Raw genomic sequence first — 16481 nt, forward strand, 5'->3', positions numbered from 1 at the left:
GGTGACGACAGCTTGCTGCTGGTCGCCGACCTGATGAGCGGATGCGGCATGCGCAACGGCGAGGCGTTCGCGGTCAACCTCGACAACATCGTCGCCGACGACGTCTACCGCATCACCGAGCAGGTCAACCGGACCACCTGCCAGTACGAGCGGCTCAAGCACCGAAAGGTCGGTGAGTACCGGGACGCGCCCGAGTTCAGGACGGCGTGACGGCCAACACACGGTTGAGTGCGCCATCGGTGCGGGCGGTGAGGTCGTCCCAGGTGCCCTCCTCCACGATCCGGCCGGCTTCGAGGACGGCGATGCGGTCGGCGCGGCGGATGGTGGCAGGGCGGTGGGCGATGACGACGGTGGTGCGGTTGCCCTGGGCGACCGCGGTGGCGAGTTGGGCGTCGCCGGCGTTGTCCAGATGCGCGGTGGTCTCGTCCAGCACGAGGATCCGGGGCCGGGCCAACAACGCACGGGCGAGAGCGATCCTGGCACGCTGGCCACCGGAGAGGGTGGTGCCGCGCTCCCCGATGAGTGAGTCCATGGGGGCGATCTGGTCGACCCCGCACAGCATGGCCGTTTCGGCCAGCAGTTCGTCGTCCGCGTCCGGTGCCGCGAGGCGAAGGTTCTCGGCGAGCGTGCCGTGGAAGAGGGGGGTGTCCTGACCCACGACGGCAACGGCACGGCGCAGGTCGGCGTCGGCCAGGTCGCGAAGGTCGACGAAGTGGCCGTCGCCGGAAACCAGGTGGACCGCACCCTCCGACGGGTCCCAGAAGCGGGCAAGCAGGTGGGCGCAGGTCGACTTGCCGGCGCCGGAGGCACCGACCAGGGCGAGGGTCTGCCCTGCGGGAACCGTCAGCTCGACCCCGTCCAGCACACGTCGTTCCCCGTAGTCGAAGTTCACGCGGTGCAGCCGGATGCCCAGCGGGCCCGGAGGGAGCGGTCGGGGTGCGGCGGGCGGCGGGGCGAGAGCGGGGGCCTTCAGGGCCGCGTGGACTCGGGCGGCCGCGGAGCGCAGGCCGACAGCCTGGCTCAGCGCCCTGGCCGACTCGGCGACCGGTCCCAGCACGGACAGGGCGAGCGCCATCGCCGCCGGCGCCCATGCCCCGTGCAGCCGCCCGGAGGTAACGGACTGCGCGGCGGCGGCGACCACACCGAGGACCGCGAGCACGATGAGGGCGTCGCGGACGGCGGCGGCCATGGCTTCCCAGGTGGCCTCCGCCCGCTGTGCGTCACCCACCCTTCGGCCCTGTTCGGCGAGACGGCCGCGCCGCTCGCTCAGCCCGCCGAAGGCGAGCAGTTCACGCAGCCCGTCGACGGCCTCCACGGTGTCGGCCGAGAGCTTCGTGGAGGCCGTCCTGGTGCGGGCCCCGCGCGTGGCGCGCCCGCGCGCGTCGGCGAAGGGTGCGACGGCGAGCAGCGCGGCGACCGGCAGCACCGCTACCAGCAACCACGGCTCCACCGTGGCCAGTGCCGCGGCTCCGCCGGTGAACACCACACCGGATGCGAGGAGTTGTGCGGTGGTGTGGGCGTAGAAGAACTCCAGCGCCTCCACGTCGGCCATGGCGGTGGCGGCGAGGTCCCCGCTGCGGCGGCCGGCCACGCGGGCGGGTGCGCTGCGGGCGAGCCCGTCGAAGACCCGTACGCGCAGTTCGGCCAGAACTCGGTAGGCAAGGTCGTGGGAGAGGTCCATCTCGCGCCAGGTCGTCAAGGCTCGTACGAGGACGAGGGCGACGAGAGCGGTGACCGTGAGCGCCGAGGGGGCGCGGTCCTCGATGACGGCGGTTCCGACGGTGTGCGCGGCGAGCGTCAACAGCGCGACCAGGGAGCCCTGTTCGATGAGTGCCGCGGCACAGGTGCGGGCCATCATGGCGCGGTGCCCGGCGAGGGTGGGCAGCAGGGCGCGCAGTGAGCCCCGCGCGGGCTCGGTCGCGTCGGCGGTGCCGCCGACGGTGACATCGGTGCCCGCGTCGGTCGTGGTGCTCATGCGGCGAGCCCTCCTTCGTAGGTGTGGCCCGCCTTGACGAGCTCGGCGTAAACGCCTCCGGCCTCGACGAGGGCTGTGTGGTCGCCTACGGCGTCCACGCGTCCGCCGTCGAGGACGACGATGCGGTCGGCGTGCCGGACGGCGGCGAGCCGGTGGGCGACGACCAGGACGGTCCGGTCGCCCGCGGCGTCCAGCAGTTCGCGCACTATGCCCGCCTCGCGGCGTTCGTCGACCGCGCTCGTGGCCTCGTCGAGGACGAGCACCGGGGCATCGGCCAGCAGGGCCCGGGCAAGGGCGAGGCGCTGGCGCTGCCCGCCGGACAGGGTGGCGCCGCGTTCGCCGAGGACGGTGGCGTAGCCGTCGGGGAGAGCGGCGATCTCGTCGTGGATGCCGGCGGTCCGTGCCGTGCGTATGAGGTCGTCGTCCGTGGCGTCGGGCCGGGCCAGGCGCAGGTTGTCGGCGATGGTGGCGTGGAAGAGGTAGGTCTCCTGAGAGACGACCGCGATGCCCTGGCGCAGCGAGTCGAGCGCGTACTCGGTCACGTCGCGGCCGTCGACGGCGACCCGTCCCCGCTGCGGGTCGCGGTGGCGCAGGAGCAGGGCGAGCAGGGTGGACTTGCCGGCGCCCGAAGGGCCGACGATCGCGGTGGTGCGTCCCGCCTCGGCAGTGAAGGTGACGTTGCGGAGCGCGGGCGTCTCGGCGCCCTCGTAACTGAATTCAACGTTCTCGAAGCGCACTTGGGGTGGGCCGGGCCAATGTGCTCGTGCCCTTCCCGTGTCGGGAACCGCCGGTTGCGCAGTGCGCAGTGCCCGGAGGCCGTCCGCGGCCGACACGCCCAGGTATCCGGCGTGCCACTCGCGGGACAGGTCACGGACGGGCCGGAAGCACTCGGACGCCAGGAGCAGCACCAGATACGTGCCGGTCGCCGTGGTGGATCCGGTGACGGCCGACCAGCAGGCGAGCAGCGCGGCGGCCACCGTACCGCCCTGGATGGCCAGGTCGGTGAGTCCTGTGTCGACGAGCGACACACGCAGCTTGGCGACGGTGGCCCGGTGCAGCGCCGCCGACCGTGCCTCGAGCCGCTCCCGGGTGCGCCCGACGGCACCCGCGGCCCGTAGCGCGGGCATGCCTTGCAGTGCTTCGAGGTAGTCGGCGCCCAGTCCTTCGTAGGTGTCCCAGTGTTCCTTGCCGCGCCTGGCAAGGAGCCGGTCCCAGGCGCGCGGCCCGAACAGGGCGAGCAGCAGCGCGGGTACGAGGCCGAGGAGAGCGACCGGTTCGACCGCGGTCAGGGCAGCGAGCAGCAGGGGCGGCACAGTGAGGGTGATGAGGAGCTGGGGTAGGTAGCGGGAGACGTAGGCGTCCACGCCCTCGACCCCGTCGACGAGGGTGGTGCGGACTGCTCCGGCGCGCGCGGTGGTCAGGTGCGCGGGTCCGAGCCGTCCGAGGTGGGCGAGGAGTTCGTCCCGCAGGTGCACCCTGACCTGTGCCCCGGCGCGGGTGGCGGTACGCCGCTGCTGGTAGCCGAGCCCCGCACGGGCGACGACGACGCCGAGCACCGCGCCGAGCAGCAGCGGGAGCCGGTCGGTGTCCCCCTGGGCCACGTCGGCGAGGGCGACGGCCAGCAGTACGGCCTGGCCGAGGTGGGTGACGGTGACGGCCCCCTGCAGGAGGGTGGCCGCGAGCAGGGGGCGCCGTGCGTGGTGTGCGGCGCGGCGCAGCTCGGGGTGAACGATCACAAGGACCCCTCTTCGGAGTGGGTGGTGCCGAGGGCAAGGCCATGGATGATCCAGTCGCGGCCCGGCGGGGCGCCCAGGGCGGCGCCGAGATCGGCCTGCTGCCAGGAACCGACGGGGCGGCCGTACAGGCCGTGTCGGACTGCGGCCACATGGGCCAGGTGGACGGCGAAGCCCGCGCGCAGGTGTGTCCGGCGGATCAGTGGCGCATCTGCGCCCGCCGGACAGCCGTAGCCCAGCAGGACGGCGCCCGTGTCCGCGATCCACGCCTGACCGGCGGCCCAGGCGGCGAGCGTCGGCCGAGCCTCCCCCACAGCAAGGCGTCGCAGGGTGCCGTCGGGCGCCAACCCGACGAGTCCGGGCTCAGGTTCGCCGACGGCCACGCACCAGCCGACTGCACCGGCGCTCGCTTCGTCGGCCGTGGCGAGCACCGCACGCAGGGCGTCCCTCGGCGGGGTGCCCCGCAGGGGTGGCCGGGCGCTGCGGCGGGCCAGCAGCTCGCCGGGCGTGGGCACGTCCACGGCCTGGTGTCCCACGTCTGGTGACGGGACCTGGTGTGCAACCTCGGGCCAGGAAACCCCACCTGCCTCCTCGGCCAGGAGAACTCGGCGCGGGCTCCGGGCCACGGGAACCGCTGGCACCTCGTCGGACTGCGCGAAGTGCAGAGCGGCAAGGGGGGCTTGGTCACCCCTGTCAAGACCGCCCCCGTCGAGGCCTACCGTCGCCGGTGCCCCACCCAGCGCGCGCCCCGCGAGCCACAGCGCCCCGGCGGCGTGCCCGGTGTCCAGCAAGATCAACGGCCAGGCACGGTGGCCGTAGTGCGAGACCGTGCGCTGCGGGGTGGCGAACAGTTCGACGGTCGCCCCGGGCGGCGCGCCGCCGGGCTCCGGGCCGAGGCAGTGCACACGGTGGCGCAGTGGGTCGTATCCGTAACGCCCGGGTGGCAGCGAGCATCCGGTGCCCACGACGAGCCGGGTGTCCACCGGGTGCAGTGCGCCCGCGGACGGGGCGGGCCGCAGCCGTCCGGCACCGTCCGAGGCCGCCAGGGAGAGGCGGAGCAGCCGACCCAGGTCGAGCTCCCCCGGGCATCCCTCCGGGAGCGAGCGCGGCTGTCCCGGCCACGGGTGGACGGCGGGCCCGGCGGGCGTGTCCGGTCCGGGCTTCTCGGGGGAACGGGCGCGGGCGAGCGCGGTGACGAGATCCACGAGGCCGCCCTCACATGTGAGGTGGAGGAGCCAGGGTGAAGTCCTCCGGCGCGCTCGGTGCGGTCGTACGCCAGCCGCGGCCGGTGGCGATGTCGGCGAGGCGCGGGCTGCCGAAGTAGCCGAAGGCGGCCGGGGCGTTCGGAATGAGTCCGGAGACGAGGACGCGGGCGACGCGCAGCGGTGTCTCGGCCACGTCCTCAGTGGTGAGGTCGAACGTCATGATGCGGTGGCCGCGGTCGTGGAGGGCGCGCTCCAGCCGGTCCCGGCTGCCGGGCTCGACCGCGTCGACAGGCATGATGCCGTGCGCGGGTTCGGTGAATCTCCGAGCCTCGGGGGCCATCCGTTCATCCAGCCAGACCTGGACGTGTGCGCCCAGGTCCCGTACGTGCTCGAAGTGTTCGCCGCACGCGTCGAGGTAGCGGCGGTCCTCGCGGTGGTCCAGGTAGAGGCCGCGGGCGAGGAGTCCGGCCTCGACGGCCTGGAAGACCCAGCCGTCGGGATCGGTGAGCCCCTGGGTGAACACCCAGGTGTGGACGGCCTCGAGCACGGCCTTGCGGGCGGCCTCGGCCGGGTCGTACTTGCACGCGAACCCGGCGGCGTAGAGGCCGAGCCGGGGGTCGTGGACGAGCGCGGCCATGCAGGGGGCGAACTCCGAGGGCATCTCGACGAGGTGGACGTCGAGCCCGGATCCGGCGAGGTCGTCGGTGAGGCCGGGCACACTGGCCGGGTCGATGCCGCGGGTCGGGCCGTCGAGGTGCCACCACAGTTCGAGGGCGTCGCGTTCGACGATCTCCAGCAGTCCGCGCTCGATCGCGTCGTCCAGGCCCTGTCCGGTGGCGATCCCCGCGTAGTTCAGGTGATGGGTTCGGGGCAGTGAACGCAGCTCTCCCTGACGCCAGTTCAGGTGCGTGAGCGCGACGGGTGCCCAGACCTCGGCCCGCTCCCCGCCGGGCAGCCGTTCCTCGCCGCGCGTCCACAGGGACGGGGTGTCGGGCGTGAGGGGGCGGTAGGGGAACTTCTCGCGGGCGTATTGCCAGTCGGCGTAAGCCGGCAGCTCGCCCGGTCCGTACAGCCGCAGGCCCCTCCCGGTCAGCTCGGCGGCGGTGGCGCGCAGTGGGGCGTCGGGGTGGCCGGGGGGCGGTACGCGGTTGCCGCAGTACCGCTCGATTCCTTCCGCTATGGCGGCGATGCGGGCGCCCTCGGGGTCACCGAAGGTGGTGCCGAGCGACACCCGGTCGGCGGGCCACAGGCCGAGCCTGCGGGCGTCGGCTATCTCAGCGGTGAGCGCGGTGTAGCGGGGTGGCGCGCCCACGGGGTGCTCGACGGGCTTGACCTTGCGGACGATGCCGCAGACAGGGTCGACCAGGGCTTCCAGCGGCAGCGCCGTCATCGCAGGATCTCCTGTACGGGGTCGGTGGGGGCGGGGCGGGTGGGGAGCACGGGCAGGCGAAGCGCCACAGTCCCGGGGTCGACCTCTCGCCGGGAGGCGAGCAGCCGGGTGGCCGTGACCGGGTCGTCGCCGGTGTGGGGGTTGCGGGCGTGGGCGGGGAAGTGGTGCCCGGCGATCTCCAGGCGGAGCCGGGTGCCCGCGGACAGCCGTCGTGCGAGCCGGCCGAGCGCCACGGTGATCTCTGCGGCCTGCCCCGGGGGATCCTCCCGCCGGACGGTGCCGACGGCGAGCCGCTCGGCCGCCCCTGTGGGGCTGATCGCGACGAGCCGGGCGACCCAGTCGGCGGACTGTGTGTCGGCGGTGGCGCGCAGGGCCACCTCTGCGGTGCCGAGGACGTCCAGCGGGCGGGGCAGCGGCGGAGTGACGAGCAGGCAGCGGTCAGGGGTGCCGCCGTCTGCGGGAATGGTCAAGCCCTCGGATGACACGGGGCGTTCGGGATCGGCCGTGAAGGACGCTCCGTGCAGCAGTTGCAGGCGCTGAGTGCGTGGCTCGCCCTCCGCGCCCACGGGCAGCCACAGGGGGCTGCCGCCCAGCCCGATCGCGCCACGGTGCCCGGGCTCGAGGTCCCCGGTGAGGGCGAGGCGGGCCCAGCGCGTATACAGCTCGCCGAGGTTGATCCGGTGTGCCTGCCAGGCGTCGGGGCCGGGTCCGGCGGCGAGACGGTGACCCCACGGGCCCATCAGCAGCCGTGCCGAGGGCCCACCCCAGCCGCGCCACAGCGTGACGGTGTCTTCGGTGAAGTGGTCGTGGTGGCCGCCCACCGCGAGCAGGGGCACACCGGCATGCTCCGCGCGGGAGCAGAAGCGGCCGCGCTCGCGGTGCCGCCACAAGCCCGGCCAGGAGGGAAGGCTTCGGCCGAGCCGCCGGGGGAGGTCGCTCAGCGGCAGGTGGGCGAGTAGGTCGGGCTCTGCGGCGAGGGCCTTCGCCAGGGCCTCCTCGTCGGAGTCGTGCCGGTCACCATGGGCCGCCCACCACCCGGCACGGGCCAACAGTCGTTCGACGCCCGAGGGTTCACGAGCCGTCTCGGCGATGCCCAGGGCGGGTACCGCGGCGATGACGGCGTCGGGGCGGGAATCCTCGGGCGCGTCGAGCGCGAGGACGAGTGCGCAGTGAGCGGCGTAGGAGGCGCCGACCGCCACGAGGCGCCCGTCGCTCCAGGGCTGCTGACGGATCCAGCGGACGGTCGCCGCTCCGTCGGCGGCCTCGTTCTCGTACGGGTGCCACTCCCCCGGCGACGCGTGCCGGCCGCGTACGTCCTGGACCAGGGCGGCGAACCCGCGCCGGGCCCACCCGCGCAGCTCGGCGTGGTGGCGGCGCCGGTCGTAGGGCGTGCGGATGAGGACGGCCGGGAAGGGCCCGTCCCCGTCCGGGAGTCGGGCGTCGGTGGCAAGGCCCTCGACGACCATGGTGACCAGGGTCATCCGTTCTTCCCCGGCATCGGGGAGACGTCGGGGACGGGCAGAACGGGGTGCTCGGTGACGGTCAGCGTGCGCAGGTCGACGCATCGGAGCCGACGCCGGGCGGGCAGCCCGCCGGTGTCGGGGGCATCGGTGGCCCACCGGGCGAGGTCGTCGGCGAGCAGGGCGGCGAGCAACCCGGACGCGGGGGCCGTGAGGTCGACGGGCGTGCCGGACGCGCGAGGCCCGTTCCAGTAGGCGGCCAGCTCACGGTGCGCGGGCGTGGCGGCGAGCCGACGGGCACGGACGTGCGCCGAGGTGACGTCCCCGGCCGCGGCCGCGAGCGGCTCCACGTACGCCTGCCAACCCTCCCGGTGACAGCGCAGCCAGGCGATGCCACGCTCCGGCAACCGGTCGGCCGCCTCCCACAGCCCTTCGGGAACGGGGCCGTCGAGGCACCACACCACAGCTGCGGGCTCTTCCCGGGCCAGAGAATCGGCCAGGTCGTCAGGAGCGGCGGGTCGGGGGTCGGCGCCCGAGGCGCGGAGAAGCTCCGCCAGCGGCTCGGTCAGCCCGGTATCACCCAGCAGCCGGATGTCCCGGCGCTCGACGGGCCAGGGCGCGCGCCGCAACCCGTCCGCCATGTATCCGGCACTCTCGAAGGCCCCCAGAATCCGGTCGAGTTCGGCATCCGGCTCGTCGGCGGCCGAGCCGGAGAGCCGGGAGAGGAGGGCACCCTCGTCCGCGTCGCCCGTCCGTACGCTGAGGAACTCCCCGTCGGCCGTGCGGACGGCGAGCCCCCGCCCGGGTACGGCGACGACCTCGACACCGGATGCGAGCTGGCTGCGCGACACTCAGTCCTCCTGTCGGGAAAGGGGCCTTGGCAGGGCGTGGGCCCGCCCGTCAGGTGACGGGCGAGCCCACGGTCGAGGGTCTGGACCCCCGCTTGCTCTCGCTTACTCCTCGGTGTCGTCGAAGGGGTTCTCGACGAGCGCGTTGGAGTGGGAGGCCGAGTCGTGAGCCAGCTGACCCGGGTCGACGATGGGCGCGAAGATCTGCTCGTTGTCCATGAACTCTCCTTCATCACAAGGGAGGTGCAGCGTTCTGTTGAGCGCCGCACGAGAACTCTAATGAATACGATTTTCATATTCTAGATCTGGGAGAGGGTGATCCGGGTAACACACCGGCCAGCCGCCCTCGGGGTCACGGCCGACCCGCCCCGCCACCTTGAGGACGTCCGCCAGCAGCCCGGGCGTGACGACCTCTTTCGGCGTCCCGTCGGCCACCACCAAGCCGTCCCGCAGGGCGACGATCCGCTCGGCGAACCGGGCTGCGTGAGCCAGGTCGTGAAGCACCATCACCACGGTGAGGCCCCGCTCCTCGCGCAGCCGGACCACGGTCTGCAGCACGTCGAGCTGGTGGTGCAGGTCCAGATAGGTGGTCGGCTCGTCGAGCAGCAGGACGCGGGTGTCCTGGGCGAGCGCCATGGCGAGCCGCACCCGCTGCCGCTCACCCCCGGACAGGGCGTCGACGTCACGTTCGGCCCACTGCTCCACGCCGACGTCTCGCAACGCACGCCGTACGACGGGGTCGTCGCCCTCGCGCAGCATGCCGAGGGGCCCGCGCGCCGCGTACCGCCCCTGCCGCACGAGGTGCCGGACGGTCATGCCGGGGACGGCAGGGGCCGACTGGTGCAGCAGCGCGACCCGCCGGGCGGTGGAGCGCCGGGTGAGCCGGGCCAGGTCGTCACCGCCCAGCAGCACGCGCCCCTCGTCCGGTTGCAGGAGCCCGGCGGCCAGCCGCAACAGGGTCGACTTGCCGCAGCCGTTGAGGCCGATGAGGGCGGTCAGTTCGCCCGGTTCGACGGTCACGTCGACGCCGCGCAGCACGGGTCGGCCGGGGTAGCCGAAGTGGACTCCCTCGACACTGATCCCCACGGGTTCGGTCATGCTCTGTCCTTCGTCGACATCAGAACGTTCGGCTCGGCGTACGGCGTACGACGACCAGCAGCAACCCGGCACCCACGCACGCGGTGAGCGCCCCGACCGGGAGCGTGAGCCGCCCGGAGTCCAGCGCGACCGCCAGCAGCTGCGACACCAGCTGCGCCGCCGCGTCCGCCCCGCACACCACGGCCGCACCCACGAGGGCGGCCCCGGGCAGCGTCATCCGCAGGTCCGCACCGAACACGGCCAGGGCGAGGTGCGGCACGAGCAGTCCGACGAAACCCAGCGCCCCCACCGCGGCCACCGCACCCGCCGTCAGCGCCACGGCGCACACCAGGGCGAGGGTCCGGGCCCGAGCGGCGGACAGCCCGGCGGCACCGGCGATGTCATCACCGCAGCGCAGCAGGGTCAGCGGCCCGGCCATCAGCCACGCCACGGCACCCCAGGCGAGCGCCCACGGCCACAGCAGGTGCCAGTGCTGCCATACACGGCCCTCGGTCGTGCCGACGAGCCACTGGACCACACTGCCCAGCTCACCCGGCGCCACGAGCAGCACCATGGCCGTGAGCCCGCCGAGCACCGCCGAGACGAGCACCCCGTGCACGGCCGTCTGCGCGGGGTCGCCCCGGCCACGCCCGGCGAGCAGCCAGAGCAGACCGGCCCCGACGAAGCCGCCCACGCACGCGGACACCACGACGGCGAGGGGCGATTCCCACCCCGCGAGCCCGAGACCGCTCGCGGTGACGGCCCCGAGTACGGCGCCCGGCGTCACCCCGGTGACCTCCGGCCCGGCGAGGGGGTTGCGCAGGGCGGACTGCAGGACCAGACCCGCCACGCCCAGGCACGCCCCCGCGCCCAGAGCCACCAACAGCCGGGGCAGGCGGAGCTGGAACACGATGTGCCGCTCCGTCGCGTCTCCGCCCCCGCCGAGGACATCCCAGAGCACGGCCGGGGACATGCCCCGCCCAGCCGCCAACTCGGCGCAGGCGCACACGACGACGAGCGCGGCGAACACCGCGAAACGCCGGCTCACCGGGACTCCCCCATTTTGGTCGACACGACTTCAGGACCACTCCCCCGCTCGTCCGCGCCCGACGACGTGGGTGCCTCGGGCCCCGCCGTCGGTCGTCGTCGCGCCGTCGGCCTCCGCTTGCCCGACCGGAGCAGGGCGACGCCGACGGGCACGCCGAAGAGGGCCGTCCAGGCACCGGCCGGCGTCTCCACGGGCGCCAGCGCGAGCCGGGCCGGCAGGTCGGCGACGGCCACCACGACGGCACCCCACCCCGCCGACCACGGCAGCCAACGCACCGCGTCGACCGCCGGGTTCAGCCGCCGCGCCAAGTGCGGGGCGAGGAAGCCGACCCACGCCACGGGCCCGCACACGGCCGTCACCGGCGCGATCAGCACAATGGCGATGGCCAGTGCGGCGAACCGGGCCCGCTGTGCGCGCACCCCCAGCGCCTCGGCGTCCTCGTCCCCCAGCCGCAGCACCGACAGCACTGGCGCGCACAGCACGAGCGCGGGCATGGCGACCAGCAGCCAGGGCCACAGGCCGGTGACGTCGTCCCAGGTACGGGCGGAGAGTGAGCCGAGCAGGTAGCGGTAGATCAACTGGAGGTCGAGCTGGTCGGCCATCACCATCAGCACGAGCAGCGCGGCCTGCAACGCGGCGGCGACCGCGGCTCCGGTCAGCAGTACGGCGGACGGGCTGCGTCCCAGTCCGGCGGCGAGCAGCGTGAGCGCACCGCCGAGTGCTGCCCCGCCGATGGCCAGCAACGGCTGGACGGCGGCGGGGATGGACACGGCCAGCACCAGTGGCGCGGCCACTCCCAGCGCGGCCCCGGAGGACACGCCCAGCATCTCGGGGACCGCCAGGGGATTGCGCAGCGCCTCCTGCAGCACGAGCCCTGCCGCGCCCAGGCAGGCACCGGCGACCAGCGCCAGCACCAGCCGGGGCACGCGGAGTTCGGTGACGACGACCCCGGCGAGCGTGGCGTCCGCGTCCAGCAGTACACCGGGCAGCCGGTGCAGCGGGACGTACGGCGTGCCCAGGCTCAGCGCGCAAGCGGACGCCGCGACCAACAGCCCGATGAGCACGGCAAATTGCCACATCGTGCCGGATCGCGGAAATCGCCTGCCCGAGATCGCCGTATCTACCGCGCTTTCTGTCGCGGTGCGTGCGCTCACCGCAGGGCGGCCGTGGCCTCGTCGAGGACGATGCCCAGCGAGCGGGTGCCTCGCCCCTTGGCCCACACCTCGGAGTTCACCTCGTGGACGTCCCCGTTCTTGACGGCCGGGATCTTCTCCCACAGCGGGTTCTTCGCCAGCTTCTCCGACAGCTTTCCGTCGGCCTCGCCGAAGGCGATCGTCTCCACGAACAGCACGTCCACGTCGCGGGCGAGGATCTCTTCGAGGCTGTAACTCCCCTCGACGCCACGGGACTTCCAGGGGTAGTCGGCGATCTTCGGGAACAGCCCGGCGGCCACGTCCGTCCCCGGGGTGGCGACACCGAAGTTCTCGTCGCTGCCGTAGATGACGAGCGCGGTCTTGTCGCTCTTGTTCTTCTCGGCCTCGGCGAGCTTGGTGCGGAAGGTCTTCTCGGCCTTCTCGCCCTGTGCGGCGCGTCCGGTGAGGGCGGCGACATTGCGCAGGTACCCCACGCTGTCCTGCCACGTCTCGGGCTGCATGGGCCAGAACGTGGTGGCGTCCTTCAGGGCCGGGGCGAGCTTGCCGTGCGTGTCCTCCAGACCGATCACGAGATCGGGCTTGTGGGAGAGGATCGCCTCCACCTCGGGAGCGATGAAACCGCCGGGGATGATGTCGACCTTCTTCGCCTTCTCCTCACCCAGGAAGTCCGGATGGGCGAGGAGGGCACTGTTCGTGGCCGTGGGGACGATGCCCAGCTCGGTCAGGATGTCGTCGCAGAGCGCGAACAGGCAGACGATCCGCTGCGGTTCCTTCTTCAGGGAGACCTTGAAGCCGTTCGCGTCGGTCAATTCCCTTGTCGACTTGATGGGTTCCACGGTGACGTCGGTCTTCGTACCGGCCGCGGCGGCATCGTCGCCCGCGGGTTCGGTGGACGCTCCGCATCCGACCAGCACGGACCCCACTACGGCTGCGGTGATCCAACTGCGGACGGATTTCGACGGTGAGCGCAGCATCGATGCCCTCGCTTCTTCTCATGGCTCCGGAACGCGTCGACAATACATGATAATCGTTTTCATCAGACCCCTTTTCTCGCTGGAGGCTCTCGATGCACGACGGCCCGCTGCTGCTCGTCTCCGACCATGTCGGGGGATCCGTCCACGTACTGACCGTGCCGGACGGCGTCGAGGTGCACCGCCTCACCGGCCGTCACCTTTCCGAGCACGCCGGCTTTCTGGCACTGCCGAGGGGGCGGGCGGCGTGCGTCGACGACCGCAGGGGCGAGCTGCTGGTCCTCGACCCCTTCGGCCGTGAGCTGGTTGAGGCCGCTGTTCCGGTCGCCGTGCCGGCCGAGCACCTCGCCTGTGACCCTTCCGGCCGGTGGGCGGCCGTCACGACAGGCCTGGGCAAGAACAGCGAACCGTGGTCGGATGTGCTCACGGTCGTCGACCTGGCCACGGGAGACGCGGCCCGGGTGCGGACGCGCGCGGGCGAGCCGGGGGTGACGGTACTGGGCGGCGGCGCCCCCTTGGCCGTCCTGCGGCACCGGGAACCCGGCGCGCTGGCCGTTCACCGGTTCGCCGACCTGCTCGACGCACCGCCCGGCTGCCCACCGGTCACGCCCCACACCCACCTCCCTCTGCCGGACGACGGGCACGGCGATGCCCAAGATCCGTACAGCGGTCGCGTGTTCGCGGCCACGGGCGAGGGGGTGCGCCGGGCGCGCCGCGAGGGCGACGCCCTCGTTCCGGAGCCGGCGATCCCGTGGGGTTCACCCGCCCGGGGCTGGTACCTGCGTCTCGACCCGCGACGACGGACCCTGTGGTCGACCCTGCGGGGCGGCCCCGCGGACCCACTGCGATGGCCGGAGTGGACGAATCAAGCATGGCGCCACGACCTGCAAACAGACCGCACGACCGTGACGGAACTCGGTCCAGGACTGGTCTTCCGGCTGGCCCTGGCCAAGGACCACACCGCGTTCACCCGCATCCACCCCGACGGCGACGAACTGATCCTGCTGGACGCCGACGCAGCCGTACACCGCACCCCCCTCCCCCCAATGGACGGCGCCCCCCGCCGCGGCGGCACCCCCTGGGAGGGCGTCCAGCGCCGCGCGGTGGCCGCCTCACCCGGCACGGACTGGGTCGCCGTGACCCGTGGTGGCCACGGCGAGGTTCACGTCTTCTACGCCCGAACGGCCTGCGAAGCAGCCCACTTGAAGCTGAGTACCCCCTTGCACCACGGCGGCCACGCCATGCTGCGCACGCGGCACGACGGCGCCCAGGGGGATCCCGTGGGCCGGTGACAATCCATCACCGACAGGCGGGGTGGGGCGGTCGGTGCTTGTCGCGGTCTCACCGTCCGAGGGTGTTCACCGGGGAGCCGCAGCAAGTAGCTTGTCGATAACGACAACCGTTTCGCTGTGCATGGGAGTTGACGTGACCGCACAACAGGCCACCATCGGCGAGGTGTTCAGCGCCGGGGCCGAGGAGTTCCACCGCTGGTCGCCGCTGCTGTGGGACCAGGTCGGGCAGGCCACGGTGGAGGTGTCGGCTCCGGGCCATGGCGAGCGGGTACTCGACGCCTGCTGTGGTGCCGGAGCGTCTGCACTGCCTGCAGCCCGTGCGGTCGACCGTGACGGGCTGGTCGACGCGGTGGACGTCGCCGGGGCCCTCGTAGCGCTCGGCGAGTGGCGCGCAGGGCAGGAGGGCCTGGCGAACCTGCGTTTCCACGAGCACGACGTGACGGCATGGGTGGCGCCGGACGGCGGCTACGACCTGGTGCAGTGCGCGCTGGGCGTGTTCTTCTTCCCCGACATGGACCGTGACACCGCCAGGCTTGCAGGGCTCCTGCGGCCGGGTGGCCGGCTCGCGGTGACCGTATGGGAGAAGGGGGCGCTCGGCGGCTGGGGGCAGGCTTTCAAGAGCGCGGTCGAGACGGAGCGCGAGTGGCCGGGGTCGTCGCAGTCGGACCAACTGGCCCGGATCGACACCGCCGACGCGCTCGCCGCCTGGCTGGAGAGCCTCGGCCTGCGCAGCCCCCGGGTCGTCCGCCGGGACCTCGCCGTGCCGCTGACCCCCGCTACCGCCTGGGACCTGGCGGTGGGCAGTGGTACACGCGCCCTGCTCGACGGGCTGGCGCCCGCCGCGGTGGAACGCGTCCGCGCCCACTTCACCGCAGCGCTGGAGGCGGCGTCGGTGACGGATCTCGATGCCCGGATCCTGACCGGGACGGCTGTGGCATGACCCGGGGGCCGCATCACACCGCCGCCCGGCAGGCCGCCGAGGGCTTCACGGCCGCGATCTGCCGGGCCGAGGGCGGTTGCGGCGCGGCGGACGGCCGTGTCCTCGAAGCACTGCGCGGCGCCACCCGGCGGGTGCCGTTCGGGCTGCTCGTCGCCACCGGCTGCCTGGGCCGGCATCTGCATTGTCCGCACCACGAGGGCAACCAGGTGCCGCGCGCGGGTCACCGCGTGGTGGTCCAGCCGTGCGCCCAGGACCGCACGCCGCTCGGTCCCTCTCTGGCCTTCGGCCCGCTCACTGATCCGGAGCAGGCTGACGCTCTGGCGACCTGGCTGGCGGAGGGCCTGCATCAAGGGCGCCGCCCGCCGCGCCGCCTGTTGGCCGTGCGTCCGTCGCGACGCTCGGGGCAGTAGCAGCATCGGACACCCGTCGCCACAACCCCCAGGACCACGGACTCAGTGGTCCACGCCATGGGGCATAAGGGAGCACACATGCGGAGGAGGTGCTGCACGGCCGCGACGTCATCGCGGCCGCCCACCTTGACGAGTCAACGCCGTCTCGGTCGCCGCCACGCTCCAGGCGCTGGCGACACCCTCCCGCCTGCTCATCCTCATTTCCCTGCGCCAGTCCGCCTGCTCGGTCACCGAACTCACGACAACTGTCGGGATGGAGCAGTCCGCGGCCTCCCACCAGCTGCGGCTGCTGCGCGCCCTGGGCCTGGTCGCCGGGCAGCGCGACGGCCGCCGCATCGTCTACCGCCTCTACGACGACCACGTGGCACAGCTTCTCGACCAGGCGGTCCACCACATCGAGCACCTGCGGCTCGGCGTGCGGGACTTCGTGGCCAGCGACCGCTCCGATCCACGAGAGCAACTGTGGCTCAGTGGGTCGACTTCGAGCGACACATGCGTGAATTGCCACATGCCAATGTGGCCACGCACGGCCTGCGGGGGCGGGAGCCTCAGGCAACGGAGAGCACGAGGAGCACCACAAGACCAACACCACGGCGACCACATCGACTACGCGCACGACGGCCACCTCCACAAGGCGCACGCGGGTCACGTCGACGAGTGCGCGAGTGCAGACCACACCACCCATTGACACTCGCTAATGCATGCATGCGCCAATGACTCCTCTGACTCCTCCCCCTTCGACAGCTCCGGCGGATAAGCCAACACGCGTCCTGGAGGTCGTGATTGACCTACTGAGGCACTGGCCTCCCCCGTCCGCGTGGGGATCGTGCGCGAGTTGCCCGGAGGCGGAAAGTACGTCCACGAGCTGGTCACCGCCCTCGGGGAACACATCGCCCACATCGTGCTGGACGCCATCCGGCACACACAGGAATAGTTCGGGCGCCGTCACAACACTGCGGCACCCGAACTCCTGTTAAT

Annotated in this window: 16 protein-coding genes; 5 read left to right on the forward strand and 11 right to left on the reverse strand. The window is 73.0% G+C overall.

The window, feature by feature from the left end:
* Window positions 1-12: 12 nt before the first annotated feature.
* Window positions 13-210 (forward strand): hypothetical protein, encoded by a 198-nt coding sequence (locus tag CP976_RS43550; protein ID WP_229876613.1) that lies wholly within the window; start codon window positions 13-15, stop codon window positions 208-210.
* On the opposite strand, the gene CP976_RS03100 is transcribed toward CP976_RS43550, so the two are convergent.
* The 11 genes from CP976_RS03100 to CP976_RS03145 all read right to left on the reverse strand — a co-directional run bounded on the left by CP976_RS03100 (window position 197) and on the right by CP976_RS03145 (window position 12864).
* The gene (locus CP976_RS03100; protein WP_150478892.1) at window positions 197-1975 is read right to left on the reverse strand and encodes an ABC transporter ATP-binding protein; all 1779 of its coding nucleotides are present in this window, start codon (window positions 1973-1975) and stop codon (window positions 197-199) included. The genes CP976_RS43550 and CP976_RS03100 overlap by 14 nt on opposite strands.
* Window positions 1972-3711: an ABC transporter ATP-binding protein/permease gene (locus CP976_RS03105; RefSeq protein WP_150478893.1), complete on the reverse strand. Its 1740-nt coding sequence runs from the start codon at window positions 3709-3711 to the stop codon at window positions 1972-1974. The genes CP976_RS03100 and CP976_RS03105 overlap by 4 nt, the downstream gene beginning before the upstream one ends.
* A complete protein-coding gene (locus CP976_RS03110) occupies window positions 3708-4913 on the reverse strand; it encodes a nitroreductase family protein (RefSeq protein WP_150478894.1) in 1206 nt (401 codons plus the stop codon). The genes CP976_RS03105 and CP976_RS03110 overlap by 4 nt, the downstream gene beginning before the upstream one ends.
* Before the next feature lie 10 nt (window positions 4914-4923).
* Window positions 4924-6303, reverse strand: a complete 1380-nt coding sequence (locus CP976_RS03115; protein WP_150478895.1) for a YcaO-like family protein — start codon at window positions 6301-6303, stop codon at window positions 4924-4926.
* On the reverse strand, window positions 6300-7784 hold the full coding sequence (locus CP976_RS03120; RefSeq protein ID WP_150478896.1) for a CocE/NonD family hydrolase: 1485 nt from the start codon (window positions 7782-7784) through the stop codon (window positions 6300-6302). Before CP976_RS03120 ends, CP976_RS03115 begins: the two co-directional genes overlap by 4 nt.
* Entirely contained in the window at window positions 7781-8614 is an 834-nt protein-coding gene (locus tag CP976_RS03125) for a hypothetical protein (RefSeq protein ID WP_150478897.1), read from the reverse strand. Before CP976_RS03125 ends, CP976_RS03120 begins: the two co-directional genes overlap by 4 nt.
* A gap of 102 nt (window positions 8615-8716) precedes the next feature.
* Entirely contained in the window at window positions 8717-8830 is a 114-nt protein-coding gene (gene amiA, locus CP976_RS43555; protein ID WP_244403658.1) for a streptamidine family RiPP, read from the reverse strand.
* A 57-nt stretch (window positions 8831-8887) separates the two neighbouring features.
* Window positions 8888-9709, reverse strand: a complete 822-nt coding sequence (locus CP976_RS03130) for an ABC transporter ATP-binding protein (protein WP_150478898.1) — start codon at window positions 9707-9709, stop codon at window positions 8888-8890.
* A gap of 19 nt (window positions 9710-9728) precedes the next feature.
* On the reverse strand, window positions 9729-10736 hold the full coding sequence (locus tag CP976_RS03135) for a FecCD family ABC transporter permease (RefSeq protein WP_150478899.1): 1008 nt from the start codon (window positions 10734-10736) through the stop codon (window positions 9729-9731).
* Window positions 10733-11815: a FecCD family ABC transporter permease gene (locus tag CP976_RS03140; protein ID WP_229876612.1), complete on the reverse strand. Its 1083-nt coding sequence runs from the start codon at window positions 11813-11815 to the stop codon at window positions 10733-10735. The genes CP976_RS03135 and CP976_RS03140 overlap by 4 nt, the downstream gene beginning before the upstream one ends.
* 71 nt (window positions 11816-11886) lie before the next feature.
* Complete coding sequence (locus tag CP976_RS03145; protein ID WP_150478900.1) at window positions 11887-12864, reverse strand: ABC transporter substrate-binding protein; 978 nt, start codon at window positions 12862-12864, stop codon at window positions 11887-11889.
* Between the two features lie 92 nt (window positions 12865-12956).
* On the opposite strand from CP976_RS03145, the gene CP976_RS03150 reads away from it, so the two are divergent.
* The 4 genes from CP976_RS03150 (at window position 12957) to CP976_RS44615 (ending at window position 16191) form a co-directional block, all read left to right on the forward strand.
* Complete coding sequence (locus CP976_RS03150) at window positions 12957-14153, forward strand: hypothetical protein (RefSeq protein WP_150478901.1); 1197 nt, start codon at window positions 12957-12959, stop codon at window positions 14151-14153.
* Between the two features lie 133 nt (window positions 14154-14286).
* Complete coding sequence (locus tag CP976_RS03155; protein WP_229876611.1) at window positions 14287-15093, forward strand: class I SAM-dependent methyltransferase; 807 nt, start codon at window positions 14287-14289, stop codon at window positions 15091-15093.
* Window positions 15090-15503, forward strand: coding sequence for a hypothetical protein (locus CP976_RS03160; protein ID WP_150478903.1), 414 nt, complete (start codon window positions 15090-15092; stop codon window positions 15501-15503). Before CP976_RS03155 ends, CP976_RS03160 begins: the two co-directional genes overlap by 4 nt.
* 205 nt (window positions 15504-15708) lie before the next feature.
* Complete coding sequence (locus tag CP976_RS44615; RefSeq protein ID WP_398659150.1) at window positions 15709-16191, forward strand: ArsR/SmtB family transcription factor; 483 nt, start codon at window positions 15709-15711, stop codon at window positions 16189-16191.
* Window positions 16192-16481: the final 290 nt, after the last annotated feature.

Origin of the sequence: Streptomyces coeruleorubidus (genome assembly GCF_008705135.1) — a bacterium.
GTDB classification, from domain to species: Bacteria; Actinomycetota; Actinomycetes; order Streptomycetales; family Streptomycetaceae; genus Streptomyces; species Streptomyces coeruleofuscus.